Annotated in this window: 17 protein-coding genes; 8 read left to right on the forward strand and 9 right to left on the reverse strand. The window is 45.1% G+C overall.

Annotated elements, in window-relative coordinates; genetic code table 11:
• Positions 1 to 38 precede the first annotated feature (38 nt).
• From uvrA to PJIAN_RS08835, 8 genes are all read left to right on the forward strand, one after another.
• Positions 39 to 2,840 (forward strand): excinuclease ABC subunit UvrA, encoded by a 2,802-nt coding sequence (gene uvrA / locus PJIAN_RS08800; protein WP_068704134.1) that lies wholly within the window; start codon positions 39 to 41, stop codon positions 2,838 to 2,840.
• A gap of 205 nt (positions 2,841 to 3,045) precedes the next feature.
• Positions 3,046 to 3,396, forward strand: a complete 351-nt coding sequence (locus PJIAN_RS08805) for a DUF3147 family protein (RefSeq protein WP_068704136.1) — start codon at positions 3,046 to 3,048, stop codon at positions 3,394 to 3,396.
• 56 nt (positions 3,397 to 3,452) lie between these two features.
• Positions 3,453 to 3,866, forward strand: coding sequence for a 2-thiouracil desulfurase family protein (locus PJIAN_RS08810; protein ID WP_068704138.1), 414 nt, complete (start codon positions 3,453 to 3,455; stop codon positions 3,864 to 3,866).
• A 386-nt stretch (positions 3,867 to 4,252) separates the two neighbouring features.
• Positions 4,253 to 5,338, forward strand: coding sequence for a 5-aminoimidazole-4-carboxamide ribonucleotide transformylase (locus tag PJIAN_RS08815; RefSeq protein ID WP_068704140.1), 1,086 nt, complete (start codon positions 4,253 to 4,255; stop codon positions 5,336 to 5,338).
• 60 nt (positions 5,339 to 5,398) lie between these two features.
• Entirely contained in the window at positions 5,399 to 6,301 is a 903-nt protein-coding gene (locus PJIAN_RS08820; protein WP_068704141.1) for a PhzF family isomerase, read from the forward strand.
• A 73-nt stretch (positions 6,302 to 6,374) separates the two neighbouring features.
• A complete protein-coding gene (locus tag PJIAN_RS08825; protein WP_172795596.1) occupies positions 6,375 to 6,806 on the forward strand; it encodes a DUF2750 domain-containing protein in 432 nt (143 codons plus the stop codon).
• A 77-nt stretch (positions 6,807 to 6,883) separates the two neighbouring features.
• Positions 6,884 to 8,416 (forward strand): bifunctional ADP-dependent NAD(P)H-hydrate dehydratase/NAD(P)H-hydrate epimerase, encoded by a 1,533-nt coding sequence (locus PJIAN_RS08830; protein WP_068704143.1) that lies wholly within the window; start codon positions 6,884 to 6,886, stop codon positions 8,414 to 8,416.
• 1 nt (position 8,417) lies between these two features.
• Positions 8,418 to 9,467 (forward strand): DUF4831 family protein, encoded by a 1,050-nt coding sequence (locus PJIAN_RS08835; protein ID WP_068704144.1) that lies wholly within the window; start codon positions 8,418 to 8,420, stop codon positions 9,465 to 9,467.
• Positions 9,468 to 9,542: 75 nt separating this feature from the next.
• Here the strand turns inward: PJIAN_RS08835 and PJIAN_RS08840 are convergent, their stop codons facing one another.
• From PJIAN_RS08840 to PJIAN_RS08880, 9 genes are all read right to left on the reverse strand, one after another.
• A complete protein-coding gene (locus PJIAN_RS08840) occupies positions 9,543 to 9,920 on the reverse strand; it encodes a hypothetical protein (RefSeq protein ID WP_068704145.1) in 378 nt (125 codons plus the stop codon).
• Between the two features lie 117 nt (positions 9,921 to 10,037).
• The gene (locus PJIAN_RS08845; RefSeq protein ID WP_068704150.1) at positions 10,038 to 10,451 is read right to left on the reverse strand and encodes a DUF4878 domain-containing protein; all 414 of its coding nucleotides are present in this window, start codon (positions 10,449 to 10,451) and stop codon (positions 10,038 to 10,040) included.
• 92 nt (positions 10,452 to 10,543) lie between these two features.
• Entirely contained in the window at positions 10,544 to 10,972 is a 429-nt protein-coding gene (mscL, locus tag PJIAN_RS08850; protein WP_068704152.1) for a large conductance mechanosensitive channel protein MscL, read from the reverse strand.
• Positions 10,973 to 11,165: 193 nt separating this feature from the next.
• On the reverse strand, positions 11,166 to 11,651 hold the full coding sequence (gene folK, locus PJIAN_RS08855) for a 2-amino-4-hydroxy-6-hydroxymethyldihydropteridine diphosphokinase (RefSeq protein WP_068704154.1): 486 nt from the start codon (positions 11,649 to 11,651) through the stop codon (positions 11,166 to 11,168).
• 83 nt (positions 11,652 to 11,734) lie between these two features.
• Positions 11,735 to 13,384, reverse strand: a complete 1,650-nt coding sequence (locus PJIAN_RS08860; RefSeq protein ID WP_068704683.1) for a diphosphate--fructose-6-phosphate 1-phosphotransferase — start codon at positions 13,382 to 13,384, stop codon at positions 11,735 to 11,737.
• A gap of 198 nt (positions 13,385 to 13,582) precedes the next feature.
• Complete coding sequence (locus PJIAN_RS08865) at positions 13,583 to 15,544, reverse strand: LTA synthase family protein (RefSeq protein ID WP_172795597.1); 1,962 nt, start codon at positions 15,542 to 15,544, stop codon at positions 13,583 to 13,585.
• 374 nt (positions 15,545 to 15,918) lie between these two features.
• Positions 15,919 to 17,766, reverse strand: coding sequence for a DNA mismatch repair endonuclease MutL (gene mutL / locus PJIAN_RS08870; RefSeq protein ID WP_068704157.1), 1,848 nt, complete (start codon positions 17,764 to 17,766; stop codon positions 15,919 to 15,921).
• Between the two features lie 191 nt (positions 17,767 to 17,957).
• A complete protein-coding gene (locus PJIAN_RS08875; RefSeq protein ID WP_068704158.1) occupies positions 17,958 to 20,165 on the reverse strand; it encodes an OmpA family protein in 2,208 nt (735 codons plus the stop codon).
• A gap of 37 nt (positions 20,166 to 20,202) precedes the next feature.
• Positions 20,203 to 21,168, reverse strand: a complete 966-nt coding sequence (locus PJIAN_RS08880; RefSeq protein ID WP_068704160.1) for a PorP/SprF family type IX secretion system membrane protein — start codon at positions 21,166 to 21,168, stop codon at positions 20,203 to 20,205.
• Positions 21,169 to 21,197: the final 29 nt, after the last annotated feature.

The following is a 21,197-nucleotide window of genomic DNA, read 5'->3' on the forward strand; positions in this document are numbered from 1 at the left end:
CTAATGCGTAACTTTGCATGTTTCATAATCAAGCATCCATGTCCAATAAAGGAAATATTATAATCAAAGGAGCCAGAGTCAATAATCTCAAAAACATCGACGTTGAGATTCCCCGCAACTCTCTGGTAGTCATCACCGGACTGTCCGGTTCCGGCAAATCATCATTAGCGTTCGACACGCTGTATGCCGAAGGACAACGCCGCTACGTAGAAAGTCTCTCTTCATATGCCCGTCAGTTTTTGGGGCGTATGAACAAACCCGAAGTTGACTACATAAAAGGGCTCCCCCCCGCCATTGCCATTCAGCAAAAGGTAAACACCCGCAATCCGCGCTCCACGGTAGGAACCTCAACCGAAATTTACGAATACATCAAGCTGCTTTACTCCCGCGTTGGTAAAACTTATTCACCCGTATCGGGCGAACCGGTCAAGAAACACACGGTGGAAGACGTGATTAACTATTTCACCGCCTTACAGGAAGGGACTCCTGTCATTGTCATGGTGCCCTTTATTGTTCCCGAAGGCAGAACAGTTGAAAAACACGCGGAAATTCTACAAAAGGAAGGTTTCAACCGTTTGAAAGTTGGTGAAGAGTTTATGCGTATTGCCGATGCCGTAAAAAACGGAGCTTTGAAAACGAAAGCCGGGATTTTTGTGGTGGTCGACCGCCTTGCATCACAAACCGACAAAGAGACCCTCAGCCGACTCGCCGACTCCGTCGAAACTGCCTTCTTTGAAGGGAAAAACAGTTGCGTCCTTGAAGTACTGGGCGAAGAAGAAACCCACCAACAACTCTTCTCGAAATCGTTCGAGGCCGATGGCATCACCTTTGAAGAACCATCGGAACAGTTATTCAGTTTCAACAGCCCGGTAGGTGCCTGTCCCCGTTGCGAAGGATTCGGCAAAGTGATCGGCATTGACGAAAATCTGGTAATCCCTAACAAACAACTCTCGGTATACGAAGACGCCGTGCTTTGCTGGCGCGGTGAGGTGATGGGCGAATGGAAAAAACAGGTGGTAGCTGGAGCCCGCAAAGCAGGTTTCCCTATTCACCATCCCTACATCGACCTGACCAAAGAGGAGAAAAAGATGCTTTGGGAAGGATGCAAATATTTTGAAGGGATAGACGCGTTCTTCCGCTTTCTGGAAACCAATCAGTACAAAATCCAATACCGGGTGATGCTGGCTCGTTACAGAGGCAAAACCATTTGTCCCGAATGCCACGGCACCCGCCTGAAAAAAGAGGCTCAATGGGTAAAAATCGGCGGCAAATCCATTTCCGAGCTGGTAGAACTCCCTATGTCGGAACTCAAGCAGTTTTTCGACACGCTGGAACTGAACGAACAAGAGATGCAGATCACCAAACGACTGCTTATCGAGATCAACAACCGCATACAGTTCCTGCTCGATGTGGGATTAAGTTACCTCACCCTAAACCGGCTCTCCAACACACTGTCGGGCGGTGAAAGCCAGCGCATCAACTTAGCCACTTCGCTGGGAAGCAGCCTTGTGGGCTCTCTCTACATCCTCGACGAACCGAGCATCGGGCTTCACTCGCGCGACACTGCCCTGCTGGTGAAAGTACTGAAACAGTTGCGTGATCTGGGCAACACCGTTGTGGTAGTGGAGCACGACGAAGATATTATCCGTGCTGCCGACTACATCATCGACATCGGTCCAAATGCAGGACGATTGGGCGGAGAAGTAGTACTGACGTCGCCCCTGCCGGTACCGCAGGAGACCATTGCCAAAACAAAACAATCGCACACACTCAATTACCTTGCCGGAACAGAGAAGATTCCGGTACCGGCCAAGCGCCGCAAGTGGAACAACTACATTGAGGTAAAGGGAGCCAATGAAAACAACCTGAAAAATATTTCAGTACGCTTCCCACTCAACGTGATGACGGTGGTTACCGGCGTGAGCGGTAGCGGCAAGTCGTCGCTGGTGCGCGACATTCTGTACCCTGCCCTGAAAAAACATTACGGCGGCGTGGCCGAACATGTGGGCGTGTATGGCCAACTCGACGGCAGTATGCACCTCGCTAATGACATCGAGTTTGTGGATCAGAATCCGATCGGCAAGTCGTCGCGCTCCAACCCAGTGACCTACATGAAGGCCTACGACGAAATCCGGCGTCTTTTTGCCGAACAACAGTTGGCCAAACAGATGGGCTTTTCCGCATCGCACTTCTCATTCAACGTGGAGGGCGGACGCTGTGAAGAGTGCCAGGGCGAGGGAACAATCACTGTAGAGATGCAGTTTATGGCTGACATCACGCTCGAATGCGAACATTGCCATGGCAAACGGTTCAAATCGGATGTGCTGGAGGTGATGTATAACGGTGCCAGTATCTTCGACGTGCTGGAGATGACCGTCGACCAGTCCATCGAGTTCTTCGCCGCAGGCAAAGGACTCACCGAAAAGAAAATTGTAAAACGATTGAAACCTCTGCAAGACGTGGGGCTTGGCTATATCAAACTGGGACAGGCATCAAGCACCCTCTCTGGCGGTGAAAGCCAGCGCGTGAAACTGGCCTCGTTCCTCTCCGAAGAGAAAACATCGCCGATGCTCTTCGTGTTCGACGAACCGACCACCGGGTTGCACTTCCACGACATCAAGACGCTGATGAAAGCCTTCGACGCCCTGATCGACCGCGGACACACGGTCATCATCATCGAGCACAACATGGAGGTGATTAAATGCGCTGACCACATTATCGATCTCGGTCCCGAAAGCGGTGCCGGTGGTGGTGAAATTGTATTCGAGGGAACTCCCGAAAAATTGGTACTGTGTGAGAAGTCGCATACCGGACTGTTTTTGGAAAAGGAGTTGAAATAAAAGAAATTATTGGATATTACACCGAAATAAAACGCATCCATTATATTCGTTTTCCTCAGCGGTCTTTGCGAAAAACTTTGCGTTCTTTGCGGTAAAAATCTGAGATTAACCGCAAAGAACGCTGAGAATGCGCAAAGCACACAAAGCATAGGTGTATCAGGCAAATAAACATAGCCCTAAATAGAATAACCTGAAGGTAAAAGACATGGCATATTACATCATCAAGGTATTGATCTCGGCCATCCTGATTGTGGCCATCTCCGAAATATCGAAACGAAGTTCGCTGGTAGGCAGCATCTTTGCTTCCATCCCACTCCTCTCGTTGATGGCTTTCGTGTGGATGCATATCGACACCAAGGATGTACATAAAATTGCCGACCTTTCGTCAGGCATCTTTTGGCTGGTGATACCGTCACTGAGTTTTTTTATCCTGTTTCCGGTACTGCTGCGCAAAGGGATGAACTTTTACCTATCGCTAACGCTTTCCACTCTGGTGATGGTGTTGTTCTATTTTGGAATGATCTATCTTTTGAAAAGGTGCGGGGTGAATTTGTGAGAAGAATAACAGAACCAAGAGATACACAAAAATAATTATTTTCAAACAACCATCGCATGAAACTTTGTAGTGCCTGCCTGTTGGGACTTGCCTGCCGATATAACGGCGAGAGCGTTCCCCCTGAAAAAGTATTGCGTCTGGCCAAAGAAGAGGTATTGATACCGGTCTGCCCCGAACAGATGGGCGGCTTGTCCACACCTCGTCCGGCGGTAGAGCTCAAAAACGGCCGCGCGGTTACCGCCGACGGAGAAGACGTAACCGAGAATTTTGAAGCTGGAGCCCGTCAGGTACTGGAAATTGCACGGCTGTATGGCATTGACACCATAATTCTCAAGCAACGAAGCCCTTCATGCGGATGCGGACAAGTGTACGACGGCACCTTTTCTGGATCGGTCGTCCCCGGCAATGGAATCACAGCAAAGCTGCTTTTGGAAAACGGAGTGAAAGTGCTGACGGAAGAAGATTTGTAAGAGTTCATTTCAACCATTACAGCTTTAATCTATTCAGACAAAAATCAGGGACGGAGTCCTGTTGTCTTGGTAGAAAAGACAAAAACAGATATCCAAGGGGCATAGCCCTGTCGTCTGGAATATCAAACAGATTAAAATTGAGACATCAGGGCTAAAGCCCCTCAAAATAGGACGTGTCGATTGGAGCTACCAAGATGCCGGGGCTACGCCCCTTGAAAACGACTTTATGCTGATGAATATTTATTTTTGACAAGACGTATAAAAGCTCATACATACAAAAGAACATTTTTCAACCATTAAGGCATTTAGGAAATAAAGAACATCACTTAATCACCTCAATTTCTTAATGGTAAAATAAGAAACAACAACATAAACCTCACTATATTATGAAACTGAAATACGGAATGAATCCTTATCAGGATTATGCGGAAATAATTGACCCGAAAGGTGCTTTGACGCTGAAAAACGGCAACCCGAGTGTAATTAACGTGCTGGATGCCCTCAACTCGTGGCAACTGGTAAAAGAGGCAAGCGCTACGCTGAACACCGAAGCAGCCACCTCGTTCAAACACGTAACGCCATCGGGTGTAGCAATTGCGAAAACGCTGACCGAAGCCGAAAAGCAGGCCTACCTGATTAAGAACGAGCTCTCACCGCTGGCATCGGCATACGCCCGGGCACGCGGTACCGACCGACTGGCATCATTCGGCGATTTTATAGCCCTCAGCCATCCGGTGGATAAGGCAACAGCGCTGCTTATCAAGTCGGAAGTATGCGACGGCATCGTGGCTCCGGGCTACGAACCCGAAGCTTTGGAAATTCTTGCCGCCAAGAAAAAGGGAGGCTTCGTGGTATTCGAAATCGATGCTACCTATGAACCCGAAGAGGTGGAATCGCGTGAAGTGTTCGGCATCACCGTAAAGCAGAAACGTAACAACCTTCACGTGTCGGACGAAATGTTCTCTAAAGTGGTTACCGCCAACAAGAACGTACCGGCTAAAATTCTGAACGACCTGAAACTGGGTTTCATCACCCTGAAATATACCATGTCGAACTCCATTTGCGTGGTCAACAACGGACATGTGATCGGTATCGGCTCCGGCCAGCAGTCGCGCATCCTCTGCTCGGGACTGGCACTGGGCAAAGCCAATATCTGGTATCAGAAGTCGCAACTCGACTACTCGTTTCTGAACGAACAGACCGACCTGAAACGCACCGACCTCGACCAATTGATCGAGCAAAAACGCGAAGAGGCTTTCGGCAACCAAATCATGTTGAACCAGCTTCCAGACTCTTGCCTGTTGTCGGACGGATTTTTCCCGCAGAAAGATAACATCGAACTGGCTCACAAATACGGTGTAAAATATATTGCCACGCCGATGGGTTCCATCCGCGATCAGGAAATCATCGATACTTGCGATAAGCTGGGTATCACGCTCATCAATACCGGTGTGCGGTTGTTCCACCACTAATTCTGTAAGTGCCGGGTTGTGTAAGTAAACCCGGCACCCATTTTCATAGAAACAAAACTTATGAAACAGCTTACGGTCTATCAGATCGATTCGTTTACCAAAGAGAAATTCAAAGGAAATCCGGCAGGCGTTGTCGTGAATGCCGATGGGTTGAGCGAAACAGAGATGCTCGCTATTGCAAGAGAACTGAATAATTCCGAAACGGCCTTTCTGTTTTCTTCCGACGACAGCAGCTGCGACGGAAAGATTCGTTATTTCACGCCCACCAGAGAGGTTCCCACTTGTGGACACGCGACCATTGCAGCCATGTATGCCAGGGCGTTGGAAGAAAATCTCGGCTCATGTGCGCTGAAATACAAAACACAGATCGGCATTCTTCCCTTTGAAATCATCCGAAATAACGTAGATTATCAGGTTATTATGACCCAAGGCAAATTCGAATTAAGTCCTTTGTTTGATCACGAAACGGCTCAACGAATTGTAACCGCATTGGGATTGACCGACGATGACATCGACCGCAGGTGTCCGATACAAATTGCCTCAACCGGGCATTCCAAAGTGATGATTGGTATCAAAAGCCGAAAAGCCCTGAATCGCCTGACGCCCAATTTTAATGATCTGGCAGCATTAAGCAAAGTAATCAATTGCAATGGCTTTTTTGCATTTACCTTTGACTCGAACACCGAAAATATACTGACCCACGGCCGTATGTTTGCGCCAGCCATCGGCATCAATGAAGACCCGGTAACCGGAAATGCAAACGGACCTTTAGGCGGTTACCTGATTGCCAACAAACTGGCCAAAACTGACAACTCCGTTTTTGAATTCAACGGAATGCAAGGTGAACAAATAGGTAGACCGGGCATCATTGCCGTAAAAGTAACTGCCACCGATGATGATCATCTTTCCATACAGATCAAAGGCGATGCAACTGTGGCTTTCAAAACGACAATCGAAATATAAATCTATTGATTGAAGCTATATTCTTCTAAACACTGCAAAAACAACTATGCTACAAGACAAAATAATAACGCAAATGCAACGCGACCGTTTTATTCAGACGGTATGTGAATCCGGAATTGTATGGGGACTTCAAAGCGAAGAAGGATTTGCAGTCACAGGCTCGAACGACTACGAAGATGAAAGCGGAGAACCCTTGCCATTGATTTGTTTCTGGTCGGGGAAAGCCCTTGCCAAAGCATGTGCAAAAGAAGAATGGTCGGGTTACGAACCGGTTGAAATTTCGCTGGGTGAATTTATTGAAACCTGGTGCATCGGTATGGCCAACGACAACATGATGGCTGGCCCCGATTTCGATCCGAATATGCACGGCTTTGAAATCGACCCTCTTGAGTTGATTGTAGAACTGGCAAAAGAACTAAATGCTCAGGAGAAAACACTTGTACTTCAAAATTACGCTCACCTGAACGACCTTGTGACCGAAGTCGAAAAGATTCTGAACGAGTAAAAATGAGTTATCTTTATCTGCTGAAACATTCCCTGTTTTTATTGATGAAGCTTATTCATTCCTAAATATTTAGTTACATGAAAATTCCGGCATCTTATCAAATAAAGGGCATCGACGCTTATACCATCGAGCACGAGCCTGTCTCTTCGGCCGACCTGATGATGCGGGCCGCCGGAACAGTTGCCGAATGGTTATGGCAACACGTGGAATATGACACCTCGTTTAAGGTAATGGCCGGCAACGGCAATAATGGCGGCGACGCTCTGGTGGTTGCTATGCTGTTAGCCAAAGCCGGTTTCAACGTCGAGTGTTTTCTATTCAATTATTCACAGAAATTATCTCCGGATTGCGCTTTTTACAAGGAAGAAATCGCAAAAAGAACTAACCTTCGGTTTGCAGAGGTCACCGACCCGGGGTTCCGTCCAGATATCAAAGCGGATGAGTGGGTGATCGACGGACTTTTCGGCACCGGACTAAACCGTCCTTTGGAGGAGCCTTTTGTTTCACTGATCCGGCATATCAACACCTCTGACGCTACAGTCGTTTCCATCGACATACCTTCGGGCCTGTTTGGTGAGGATAACCGGCAAAACAATCCGGAGCATTGCATCCATGCGACTTACACCTTATCGTTTCAGTTTCCGAAGCTCGCTTTCCTGTTTGCCGAAAACAGCAAAGTAGTCGGCGACTGGCAGGTATTGCCTATCGGATTACACCCGAAGGCAATCGAGAAGTGCCAGACAGCTTATAACTTTGCGACTCGCGAGGAAATGGCGCAGTTGCTGAAACCGAAAGACAAATTTGCCCACAAAGGAATATTCGGTCATGCCCTACTCGCTGGTGGCAGTAAGGGGAAAATTGGCGCCATCGTATTGGCTGCTAAGAGTTGCCTTCGAAGCGGTGTAGGTTTACTAACGGTACAGGTTCCTGCTTCGGGCAACGACATTCTACAGATCAGCGTTCCGGAAGCAATGACGATACCCGATGAAGGAGAAAATACCATCACGGCTGTGCAAATAGGAGAAAAAATCAATGCGGTGGGAATCGGTTGCGGCATGGGAACATCGGTCGAGGCGGCACAGGCATTGCATCAACTGCTGCAAACCTGCGACAAACCGATGGAGATAGATGCCGATGCGTTGAATATTTTGGCGCAACATCCGGAATGGATAAAACTGATCCCCACAAACTCCATCCTGACACCCCACCCTGCGGAGTTCGACCGCTTGGCCGGAAAATCGGCAACGGGCTACGAGCGTTTGGAGAAAGCGCGCGATTTTGCCGCTAAAAACAAGGTAACGGTAGTTCTCAAAGGAGCCTATACCGCAGTTATAAACGCAGACGGAGAAGTCAGTTTCAACAGCACCGGTAATCCGGGCATGGCAACCGCCGGCAGTGGCGACACTTTAACAGGAATTTTAGTAGCTTTGCAGGCGCAAGGATACCAGGCTTTCGATGCCGCCCGACTGGGTGTATTCCTGCATGGACTGGCAGGAGACATAGCTGCCCGAACCATTGCTTTTGAAAGCATTACAGCAAGCGACATAACGGCCAGTCTCGGATTTGCATTCAATGAATTGAGAAGTAAAACATCAAACAAACATAGTTGATATGATAAAATATTATTTGTTAACTGCAGCAATGTGCGTTGCACCCTTTCTGTTTGCTCAGACAGAAGTGGTAAGCAGTCAGGAAAGAGCCGGATTTTCCAATGGAGTCATCTACAATTTGCCCAAAACGGTTTTAGGGGTTGAAGTGGAAGCTGTAAAAACGATCAAACTGGCAGGACCATACTACCGCTATTCGGAACGGTATCTGGGTACAAAAGATGTAATTACCGAGAACAGCACTACCTGGTCGGTAAAATCGGTTAAAATAGTGCTCAAGTCAAAACCGGATCCTAACAACAGTTTCATGGTAAAACTGGATCCTGCATCCGGTGCATCGTATATAACCCTGACCCCCAACGGCACTTTGTTTGGAGTAAATATTCCTTTCAATCAGAACAAAATGAATGCTTCTCCGGCTCCACAAAATGACACTAATCCGAACCTTAGTTTCAGCGGGGCTGTGCTAAATGAAGAAGCATTGCAGGCCAATTCGGTCGCAAAAATGGCAGAACTTTCGGCCAAACAGATCTACCGCATCCGCGACAGCCGTCTTAACCTGATTACCGGCGACAACGACAAACTACCCGACGGAGACGCTCTTGCTCTGATGCTTTCTAATCTCGACAAATCGGAAAAAGAGCTGACTGCCCTTTTCGTTGGTAAAACAGTATCCGTATCGTCAACCATCACATTTGACGTGACACCGGAGAAACAGATGAAGAATGAGGTACTATTCAGACTTTCAACCTTAGGAGGCGTGGTATCAAAAGATGATCTCAGCGGACAACCTTACTATATAAACGTGCTGGATATTTCCGACAAGAATATTCAGGTCAGAGAAAAAAGCGGTCCAAGCGGATTGTATTACAGAATACCCGGAGTGGCAGACGTTTCTGTGATTGACCCGACAGGCAATGTCCTCATCAACAAAAAAATAAATCTGGGACAATTTGGTACGGTACAAGCCTTATCCGCTTCAATCTTCAACAAAAACACAGTTAAAATCCAATTCGATCCTCTCACAGGCGCATTGATTTCAATTGAAAAATAGCCTGAGAGCAGGCAAAATAAAGGCGTCTTCCCGATAAAGGAAGGCGCCTTGTTTGTTTTCTCTGAAGATGAGTGCTTATTTCTTAACAGCTTCTTTTGCAGCTTTTACAGTTTTGTCTGCACTCTTTTTTACTTCAGTAGCTTTTTCTGCTTTTTTACCTGCTTTTGTTTCAACGGCTTTAACTTCGCCTGCTTTTTTCACTTCACCTGCTTTAGCTTTTGCAGCTTCCTTGGTAGTTTTGGTTGTTGCTTCAGCAGCTTTTTTAGTTTCTGCTTTTTTTACTTCTTTAGCAGCTTTCACGTCTGTTTTTGCTGCTTCTTTCACTGTCTTAGCGTCTTTCTTTGTTTGAGTTACTGTAGCTTTAGCTGCATCTTTAGCAGTTTTTGGGGTTTGTGCATTAGCAGCAAAAATGAAAGCTGCAGCAACCATTACGGAAACAATTAATTTTTTCATTCGATACAATTTTAAGGGTTAAACATGCGGAACAAAAATACATTCAAAAATCACAAATTGTTTTCCGGTAAATACTTCTTTCAAGGTTTTAATAGTTAATTTAACTTAAATATATTTTCAATTAGCTTTACTTTCTTCGCAAATATATTTCCACCGACCTCCCGATTTTACCAACGGAATGATTTCGTCTAAAGAAGATCCGTTTCCCAGTTCATATCTAATTCTGACAAACGCTTTCGATTCGTCGGGTGTTACGGCCTCATCAACAACTGTATAACTTGTCAAACCACCATTTTTAGCAAAATATTTTGCACTCTTTTCTTTCAGAGTAGCAATAAATTCTTTTTTGCATTGCTCTTTCTGAGCGGGTGTCGCATCAGGGGACGTTGCAAGATTTTCGGCTGCCCGTTCATACTCGCCCGATTGCATACATTCAGCCAAATTTTCGACTGCAGATGAAGGTGTAATACCCACACAACCAACTAAAACAAGAACAAAAAACGCAACAAGCAATCCCGGATAAAGTTTCATACAGCGTGGATTTAGGTGTAAAATATTCTTCAAAAATAAAAAAAGGAAACCGAAGCTTTCAGTTTCCTTTAAAAGATGAGACTACGGAGAATTTATTTTTTCAACAAATCACGTATTTCAGCAAGGAGTTGTTCCTGTGCCGTAGGAGCCGGAGGCGCGGCAGGAGCTGCTTCCTGTTTCTTTTTCAGAGTATTAATACCCTTTATCAATAAAAATATCACTAACGCCAAAAGCATGAAGTTGATAGCGATAGTAATAAAGTTACCGTAAGCAAAAATAGAAGATCCGGCAACTTTACGAGCCTCTGCCAAAGGAGTTCCCTCAACAATAGTTCCCTTCAGAACAATATAAAGGCTGCTAAAATCAGGTTTTCCGATAATTGCAGATATCAATGGCATAACCAAATCGTTTACCACAGAATCAACAATCTTTCCAAAAGCGCCACCAATGATCACACCGACTGCCAGGTCGATCACATTCCCTCTCATGGCAAATTCCTTGAACTCTTTAATTAATCCCATAGACTTATGATTTAGAAGGTTTACAACTGAAGACTTTACAAACAAAACGCGACAAATTATTATTTATTGTCCTTAATTTTAAACATTAATTTATTTGCAAAAATGCAATATTATTTTCAGCAAAACAAGTGAAACGTGTAATATTGTATTTTGATATTTGATGTTAATTTTACAAAATACACAATTCTGACAACTACATTTTACGAATCAGGGTCGCATCATCACACTCCATAAGCAGAGTTTTGATGGTTTTGTGTAATATGGGATGCATCAGCTGTGGCGCTATTTCGTTCATTGGAACCAAAACGAACAACCGCAAATGAAGTCGTGGATGAGGAACAGTGAGTGACTCCGAATCAATTATCGAATTGTCGTAAAACAATATATCAATATCCAAAGGCCGGTCTTCATAACCGCTTTTCGCGTTTTGCTGACGTCCGGCATCCTGTTCGATATGCTTCAAAGCATTCAATAAAGCCAACGGTTCAAGAGCCGTTGTTATTGAAAGAGCAATATTGACAAACTCATTATCGGAGTCAAAACCCCATGGAGAAGTAGAGTAGAAGGAAGAGCACAATTCAACCTTTCCGCAACGTTGTTCTATTTCGCTGATTGCAAAACGAAGATTACGTTGCTTGTCGCCCAGATTGGATCCCAGACTAAGATAGACTTTGCTCATAATGCGTGGTGGTAAAAAAAGATAGTGAACAAACAGGCTTCCGCCATTTGTTCACTATCGAAGAAATTTATTTGAATACCGGATTATTCAGCGTTATGTTCCAGTTGCAGCGTGCGGGTAGGTTGTTCGCACACTTCAGCAGGACCATAATACTGGATAGGGCCAGGATAAACGAAACTTGTAGTGGTTGCCCATGTTTCGCGTTTTGAAGCGAAATATTTGAAAGGAGCACCATCCAAAAGCACCAATGCTTTCTGGATTACAGGTTTCATTGCCCCGTGACGACGTTCCATGTTCATCATCATTGTGATAGGCACACCGCCTGCGATCCATTCTTCTGCAGGAGCAGTCAGGTTACGTACAGATGACATGTAACCGGTTTTGCCGGCAGAAATCAACAGAGCTGCTGTATAACCCAATGAATAGGTGTAGTTAGCATCAAAATTAGATGGGATAGCGCAACGTCCTTCGTAACCGAAGAAATGGTTGATTGCAGAGAATTTCCCTTTGTAAGAGCCTGCTGCTTTCAATTTTGCCAAACGTTTAGCCACCATTTCGATCAATAATTTTTCTGTTTCGATCAAAGAAACCTGAACGTTACCGTGCGGGTCACGATCGAGTGTAAGCTGACGCGCAATACCCTTAGGCAGATCACGATAAACCTCGCGGCTTTCAGGAGAAAGCAAACCTTTCACATACTGACGTTTTTCGTCTTCTGTTTCCAGCGCATTGAAGTCATCGTTGTGAGCCAACAGGTCATTCAACTCAGCAATCAGTTTCTTCATTGCAGGGATGAATTCTATCAAACCTTCCGGAATCAGGATCGTTCCAAAATTAAGACCCTGGCTTGCACGGTCTACAATCACTTTTACGATTTGTTCAACAACATCGCTCAGTGTCAGATTTTTTGCTTCTACCTCTTCCGAAACAATACAAACGTTAGGTTGGCTTTGCAAAGCACATTCAAGAGCGATGTGCGAAGCAGAACGACCCATCAAACGGATGAAATGGTAATATTTTTTTGCAGAGTTAGCATCGCGCTGAATGTTACCGATCAACTCAGAGTAAACCTTACAAGCGGTATCGAAACCAAAAGAAGTTTCGATCATTTCGTTTTTCAGGTCACCGTCAATTGTTTTAGGGCAACCAATCACCTGAATACCGGTTTTCTTTTGTGCATAGTATTCTGCAAGAACACAAGCATTTGTATTTGAATCGTCACCACCGATAATCACGATAGCGTTGATACCTAATTCTTTGCAAATTTCAGCACCTTTATCAAACTGTTCAGTTTCTTCGAGTTTTGTACGACCAGAACCGATAATATCAAAACCACCGGTATTACGGTATTCGTCAATAATATCTGCTGTCAGTTCAACATATTTATGATCAACCAATCCGCTTGGGCCGCCCAAAAAGCCGTAGAGTTTGCTTTCCGGATTGAGGGCTTTGATACCATCGAAAATACCTGAAATAACGTTGTGACCACCGGGAGCCTGACCACCGGAAAGAATAACGCCAACATTCACTGCAGGAGCAGCTACTTTTTCAGTTGCCGGTTCGAATGTGATCAATGGCATTCCGTACGTATTCGGGAAAAGTTCTTTAATTGCAGCCTGATCGGCTACCGATTCGGTTGCTTTGCCTTCTTTCAGGACAACAGGGCCACCTAATGCTTTTGGCATTTTTGGGTGATAAAGTGACCGGGAAATCTGTAACGGACTTTTTTCGATGGATTTCATCATAAATTTAATTTATATAACCGGATAAGTTCCATATAGACAAGTAAAAGTCAATGGTTCTCATTTGGTTATGAGTTGTTAGGTTTGTTTGAAAAATGATTGCGAATTTACTAATTTTCCAACAGAAAAACGCAAAAAACGCCGATTTTTTATCCGAATGATCTCATCTCCGGTTCATCGGCTGTTTCTTTACCGAGCTACCATCTGATTACGGATAAGCCGGTTATTGTACTGCTGAAGTATCGCTTTGATTTTCTGCGTCATCCGATTTACCACGACTGGTTCTTTATTCAACAGGTTATTGGTTAGCATTACGTCTTCTCTGAAGCGATAGAGCCCGATCGGATTTTTACCGTCGAACCGCAACATATAATCGCCTTCCATATATTGCATTACCCCACCATCGTCGTTCACCACAAAAGGAGCTCCATTCTTATCAAGCATATCGGCACCAAAGGCAAAATAGGGTTTCGGATAATGCAGGTAATCCAAAAGCGTAGGCATCACATTCAGCTGTTGCATCACCCGGGTATCCTGCACCGGTGGCAGCGAATGATCGGGCGTGAAGAACACAATAGGAATTGCGAAATCGCCCAAGCCGTTCTTATATTCGTTGTGAACAACTGCCGGCAACGAATGGTCAGCAGTGATTACGAAAATTGTATTCTTGTACCATGATTGTTGCGAAGCTGTTTTAAAGAAGCGTCGCAAAGCATAATCGGAGTAGCGGAGACATTTGTGCAAAGGAATTTTTCCCTCGGGAAATACATGCTGGTATTTTTCAGGTACGTGAAACGGATGATGCGACGAAAGAGTGAAAACGGTTGTCAGGAAAGGCTGACGAAAACTTCCCATTTTATTCGCAAAATACTGCAAAAATTCCTCGTCTTTTATCCCCCAAAAGCCATCAAAATCGGCATTATTACCATATTCGTTCATCCCGTAATAGGCATCATATCCCAGCAATTTTGACATCGCATCAAAACCCATTGAACCATTGGGGGCACCATGAAAGAATGCAGTCTGATATCCTTCGTCTTTGAGTAGTGCCGCCAAACCTTTCATGTGATTACTGGCATAGCGACTAATAGCAAAAGGCTGATACAAAGAAGGAACGCTCGCCAGAACCGAAGGCATAGCTTCAATCGACTTGCGGCCGTTGGCAAAAGCATCGTAGTATGAGTGGCTGACCGAAATCAGAGAATCGAGAAATGGAGTATAACCTTTGTAGGTACCGTTTTCAAGGTAACGGTTCATCGATCCTACGTTTTCGCGGGCAAAACTCTCGAGAATAAGAATCACTACATTCTTTTTCTGAAATTTTTCATCCGTAAGATTCTTATGTATAGGAGAATAAATTGACTCAACCTCACTATCCGAATAATAGTGCTTTTCTTCCAGCACTTTCGCATTGATGGTACGCAGCATTGAAAACGGAGTATTGAGCACAATGCCCAGTTCGGCAGGATTATTCGCCTTGGCACCGGCATCAGCCAACGTGATCGGACGTGTGGTGCGGGTAAACCCTCCACGGATTCCGGCAACAGACAAGCCGATGACCAATAAAAGAACGGCAAGCGTGACCGGATAAAAAAGCACCGGTTTCTTCGTCAGTTTGGAAGGTTCTGCCTTGCCGTAACTTTTCACCAGCACCACCATGAAGAAGATGAAGATGAATACCAGATACCAATACTGAAGGCAACCGGCGCCCAATATGGAGAGAAGATTGTTATTATTGCCGAATTCGGTAAAGAACGACCAGTCGGTACGGTGCAACGTAAAAGGAAAGTACGCAATATCAATCAAATTGACCATAATGGCCACCCCGTTGGTTATAAAGAAGAGCCACTTGGTGACAGACTGGTAAATAGTGTGATAACGTATCCGCAAAGGGATGGATTGCAAGGCTATATTGAGAATATTGACATAAAGAGCACCCGCCAAATCGAAACGCAACCCCTGCAACATCAACTCACCCAAATGACCCGGCGTCATATCTACAAACAAATGCCGGTTGAATACATAAAACAGTAATCTGGTTACCGAAAAAAGCAGCATCACTACCAGGAAACGCCAGGCGATCATGACGTTAGCATTACTTATTATCAATGGGTTGATCCAAAAACGTTTCCAGAATTTATTATCTCTCATCTTATTTCTTTTCGAAGTCATTAATTGTACAGCGTCATCAGAAATTACGCATTTCAGAATTATGTAAGGGGCTTCCGCCCCTTTGACCCCGACTTCCTTTTTGTCTTGCCACAAAAAGGAAGCAAAAAGGTCAAGGCTATGCCCGCTTCGCTCAAAAAACCGGCGCTCGTCAAGCTAAATTGTCCAAACTTGCTCCTTCCTTTCGTCAGGAGCTTCAAACAATGGACAATTTTACGCTTGCCTCTCTGGTTTTTTGGCTCTCCGGACAAGGCCGATCCTAATCTGACGTAGCATCCTTTCGAAATTCAGTGTCTATTATTTGCCAAAATCTCAAATACGTAATCTTTGGTAGCGTCATCACGACACTGCCATTATCAGAATTTTTTTTCAATCTCTTCGTTGCTCAGCACCACCACAATTTTCTTTCCATCCGGAGTATAATTGGGGTTTGAACAGGCAAACAGCTGCCCCACCAAATGATCCATTTCTTCAAAAGCCATTGGTTGGCCATAGCCTACCGCAGCCGCTTTGGCCAGTGTAAGGGCTATGTTTTCGTGCAATACCTCTTTCACATTGGCATCTTTATTTTTGATGCAGTCAATGATACTCTCCACAATAGGAAGAACATCCTTACCTTCGAGTCCGGCCGGAATACCGTTGATTGAGAACGTTTGTTTACCAAACAATGCTATATCAAGACCAACGCACCCCAGTTCGTCAATAGCCGTCTGTAACACAAGGGCATCTGCAGCATTTAGTTCCACTATTTCGGGGAAAAGCAACTGCTGCGAAATACCATGACGACTGTTGAGCTGTTCCATAAACTGCTCGAACAACACACGTACATGGGCTCTTTGCTTATCAATGAGCATTACGCCTGATTTACCGCCGGTAATGATGTAACGGCCTTTGTACAAAAGGTAATTGCTTGTCTCCGGCAAAGGATCGGACTGATCTATCACTGACGAAAGTAAAGAAGGTACAACCATCGGTTCCATTTCGGCAACCGGAGGTTCGTACGATGGCTGTGATACCGGCTTTTCGAAATCCTGATACAATTTTTCCCAATTCATAGGCGGACGGGAATAATTAGGTCGTTCCGAATGAGTCTCGAACGGATTGTAGGCAGGATTCACCTTTATCTGAGGCGGAATAGCAGGACGGCTCCTGTCGATTACAGGAATATCGATGGCACCTTCCACATCAAATTCAATGCTTGGTACCGCATTCGACTTGCCGAGCACTTCTTTGATTGCAGCGGTAATAATCGGCCAGATAGCAGCTTCATTCTCAAATTTGATTTCTGTCTTTGTCGGGTGAATATTCACATCGATGCTACCCGGATCAATATCGAAATAGATGAAATAGTTTGGTCCTGCATCGTTTGCCAAAAGCCTGTCGTAAGCCTGCATTACCGCTTTGTGAAAATAGGGATGGCGCATATACCGTCCGTTCACAAAGAAATATTGATTGGCATTTCGCAGGGCAGTTTCTGGCGTCCCCACATAACCCGAGATATTGACTAACGTGGTAGTGGTGTCAATCGGAAGAAGCTGGCGGCTAAAATTATTGTTTTTGTTACCAAAAATATGCGCAATTCGCTGTCTTCTGTTAGTGGCAGCAAGTTCGTAAATCTCCGTATCGTTGTGTGTTAGCGAAAAATGCAATTCCGGGTATACCAAGGCAATCCGTATAAATTCCGTGATAATATGCCGGAGCTCGGTTTCGTTCGATTTGAGAAATTTTCTTCGGGCCGGAACGTTAAAAAAGAGATTCTTAATAAAAAAAGAAGTCCCTGTCGGACAATTGCCCGGCTGCTGGCTTTCAACCTGCGACCCTGCAATATTGATGAAAGTTCCCAGTTCATCTTCTTTACGGCGTGTTCTCAATTCGACCTGCGCTACGGCAGCAATAGAAGCGAGCGCCTCTCCCCGAAATCCCATCGTACGCAGGGCAAACAAATCGGCAGCCGAACTGATCTTTGAAGTAGCATGACGTTCGAATGCCATACGGGCATCCATTTCTGACATTCCCTTACCATCGTCTGTCACCTGAATCAGTGTTCGTCCTGCATCTTTCAAGACCACCTGAATATTGCCGGCGCCTGCATCAATTGCATTCTCCACCAACTCTTTTATCACTGAAGCCGGACGTTGAATTACTTCGCCGGCAGCAATCTGGTTGGCTACAGAATCAGGCAAAAGGTGAATGATATCGTTCATTAATCAACTGACAGATAAGTATATTTGTTTCCTCTTCACTTTGTGTAAAGGTGTTGCAAAGGTAGCTAAAATTTGCATAGAACAATAACCACAGAAGTGGGCTAAAAAGAGAAAGGCCGCCATCAAAAATAGCGACCTCTACTCCAATTCATTAAAAAACCAGACACAATTCTCTTACCTTAAAACTACTTCTATTTACATTTTTCGAACAATGTAGCCGGCAACCTATCGACATCTATCACATCACCAGTCTTGTAGCCCGACGCATCGAATCCTTGCGGCACATCGGTAGACTGACCAACCAACACTTTAATTTCCGTACGACGGTTAACCTGATGAGCTACTTCGCTACAAGGAACACAGTCGGCGCATTTGTTCAGCAAATGATGCTCTCCATACCCTTTGGCAATAATCCTGGTCGGATCAATACCTTTTGAAACGATATATGCAACCGCCGATTCAGCCCTTCGTTGAGACAAAGCGTCGTTATACGAGAAAGATCCCCGGGAATCGGTATGCGAACCCAACTCTACCTTGATCGGATAAGATTTCAGGATAGCAACCAAACTATCGAGTATAGGACAGGCATCAGCTCGAATATTCCATTTGTCGAAGTCGTAATGTATATTGCTCAACCTCCATTTGAAGTTCTGCGGAAATTTATCCAGCAAGAGATCATGTGGAGCCATCTGTTCCAACCCTTCAGATGACTTATCTATAGATGTTTTCATCTCCAGACAATCTTTTCCATAACCTTTTTCCGTTCCCAGAATCACCACATCACAACTCTTATTGACAATATAGGCGTATTTTCCGGCTTTATTAGTCTTGGCTACGTAAACTTTGTTTTCGCTTTTATCCCATAGAAACACCGTTGCTCCCCTGAGTAACTCCATCGTTTGGCGATCTCGCACAAAACCCGCAAGTGTTTTGTTTTCATTAGCAAGCTCTACTCTGAGACCTTCTTTTTCATTATAACGAGCCGAATAAATATTATCTTCGCTGCTAACCCTGTCGGAAGTAAAATAACCCAGCTTTCCATCCGGAGCCTGAGTCCACCCAAAATCATCGCTGGTACTGTTGACCGGAGATGGCATATGTTCAGGAATGCCAACACCCATGATAGCATCTTCCAGTTTGACCCGATAGATATCCAGGCCTCCCAGGCCTTCCTTGCCATCGCTGCTGTAATACAGGTAACCATCAGCGGAGATAGACGGAAAAACCTCGTTACCGGGTGTATTCACCTTCCCAGGGATCACGAAGGGTTCTATCCAATGTTTATTTCTGTCTGAGCGTTTACTAAAATAGAGATCATATCGTCCGGGACCACCTTTTTTGTCACTGCTGAAAACCAAAATCGTACCATCTTTATTAATGGCCGGATGCATCACAGAGTAACTCTTCGGATCGCCAAAAGGCAATGCTTTTACATGCTTGATGGCATTATCACTGTAGCGACCCTCCATCAGGCGAATGCGGTTCACTCCATGCTTATCCGGTTTGTTATAGTTAGCCGAAAAATAAACTATCCCCGCATCGTCAATGGAGAGCCCACCCGAATTATAATGAAGTTTATCCAAGCCAGAAATCAATGTTCCTGAAAATACCTTATCCGCCTGGATGTATTCAGCTTTCAGGTATGCGCTCCTTGTCCGGACTGATGCATCGACATCGCTACCTGAAAAGACTCCCGACAAACGTTTTATTTTCGATTGCAACATTTTTATTGTTTTTGCCTTAGACACCTGCTCCGGAGACGGTACCGTTCCCTGAGCCTGCAATTGAGCAACAGGAACCTGCCACAGGCGGGAGTAGTAACCACCGTCCCAACCAAAAGCTTTCTCCTTTGTTGCCATAGGTCGGTTACTACTGAATAATAACTCTTGATCGTACAGATAAGGACAGAATTCACGATAGGCACTGTTCATTGTCAGGTAACTAACACTCCATAGCAACGTGTCTCCTTTGGCCATTAGCAACCTTTCCGGACGATAAGCTTTGATTTTATCAGCAAAGCTCGGCAGACCCGACAGCCATTTAGTGGCATTTTCGTAGTCGCCCCGGCGAGCGTAGAGCTCCCCAATGCGGAACTGCTCCTGAGCAGTAGAGGTTCCTTTTCCATTCGGATAAAGTTTGGTATATACCCGCAGAGCCTCCGGATAGTTACGCATCTGCCAGTAACTGTCGGCAAGGCGTTGTAATACGCCCGGACTGGCTGTCGCTCCCTGACTCAGATATGCTTCATAATATTCAGCGGCCATTGAGAACTTCAGTCCCCGGTAAGCTAAATCTGCTTTCTGAAGTTGTCCCGGAGTTTGACCGTTCACATAAGACACTCCCAACAAAAAAAAGAGGAACAGTACCAATTTACCACTCTTTGTTATGATATTTTGCATACGAACTGTATATTATGGTTACTTTATTTGGTTAATATCAATAATAACGGGGAGAAAGAATCAACCCGTTATGGTCGCTCTTGAGTTCAAGTCGCAGCATGATCTCGTGGGTTCCCCGGTTGTAATTCTTCAAATCAGACAACGTGTAGTCGTAAGCATATCCCAGTCGCAGCTCCGGCAACAACTGAAACTCGATGGAACCTACCAGGGCATCTCCAGTACGGTAGCTCACCCCTATCCCCAGCACATTCTGAAACCAGGCATTCATACTGAAGTCACATTGTAAGGGCGCACCTTTAACCACCTTGAGTAATGCTGATGGTTTAAGTTTTACGTTGTCACTCATATCAAACGTATAACCTCCTGTCAGAAAATAGTGATTATTGGCTCCAAAATTATTCTGATTAAGATAATTAATCGCATGAATCTTGGTATGAAGCAGAGCCGGAACTGATAAACCCATGTACCAATACTCCGAAGCATACAAAATACCAAATCCCGCTGTAGGAAGCCACCCGTTCACATCATCCTGAAAAACAGGGTCACCACCCCTAATGGTACTCACTTCACTATAATTGGCCCGATAATTGAGAACGCCCCCGCTTAATCCGAAGGCCAGAAAAGAGTTATCGAAGGGTACATGATAAGAGTAAAAGGCCTGCACACCGGTGGTTTTTTCTATACCCAAACGGTCTTCATACAACTGAAGGCCGTAACCCACATTACTATCCTCGTTGCGACGATCCCATGAAACGGTTCCCGTTTTGGGCGCTCCGTCAAATCCGACCCACTGGTTACGGTAAAGAACCGTAATATTGTCCGAGGCACGGTTACCCGCATATGCCGGATTGATATTCAACATATTGAACATATACTGAGAATACATGGGCTCCTGCTGTGCATGAAGAGTGCCCGTTAATGTAAGTGCGCTCAAAACAAGAAAAAGCGTCTTCCTGCGTAAAAGAACTGATAACTGATAAATTACCTTTTTAGCCGATGACATGTTTATTTGGTTTTATAAAGTGCTTAAAA

The sequence above is a fragment of the Paludibacter jiangxiensis genome (assembly GCF_001618385.1).
In the GTDB taxonomy this organism is placed as follows: domain Bacteria; phylum Bacteroidota; class Bacteroidia; order Bacteroidales; family Paludibacteraceae; genus Microbacter; species Microbacter jiangxiensis.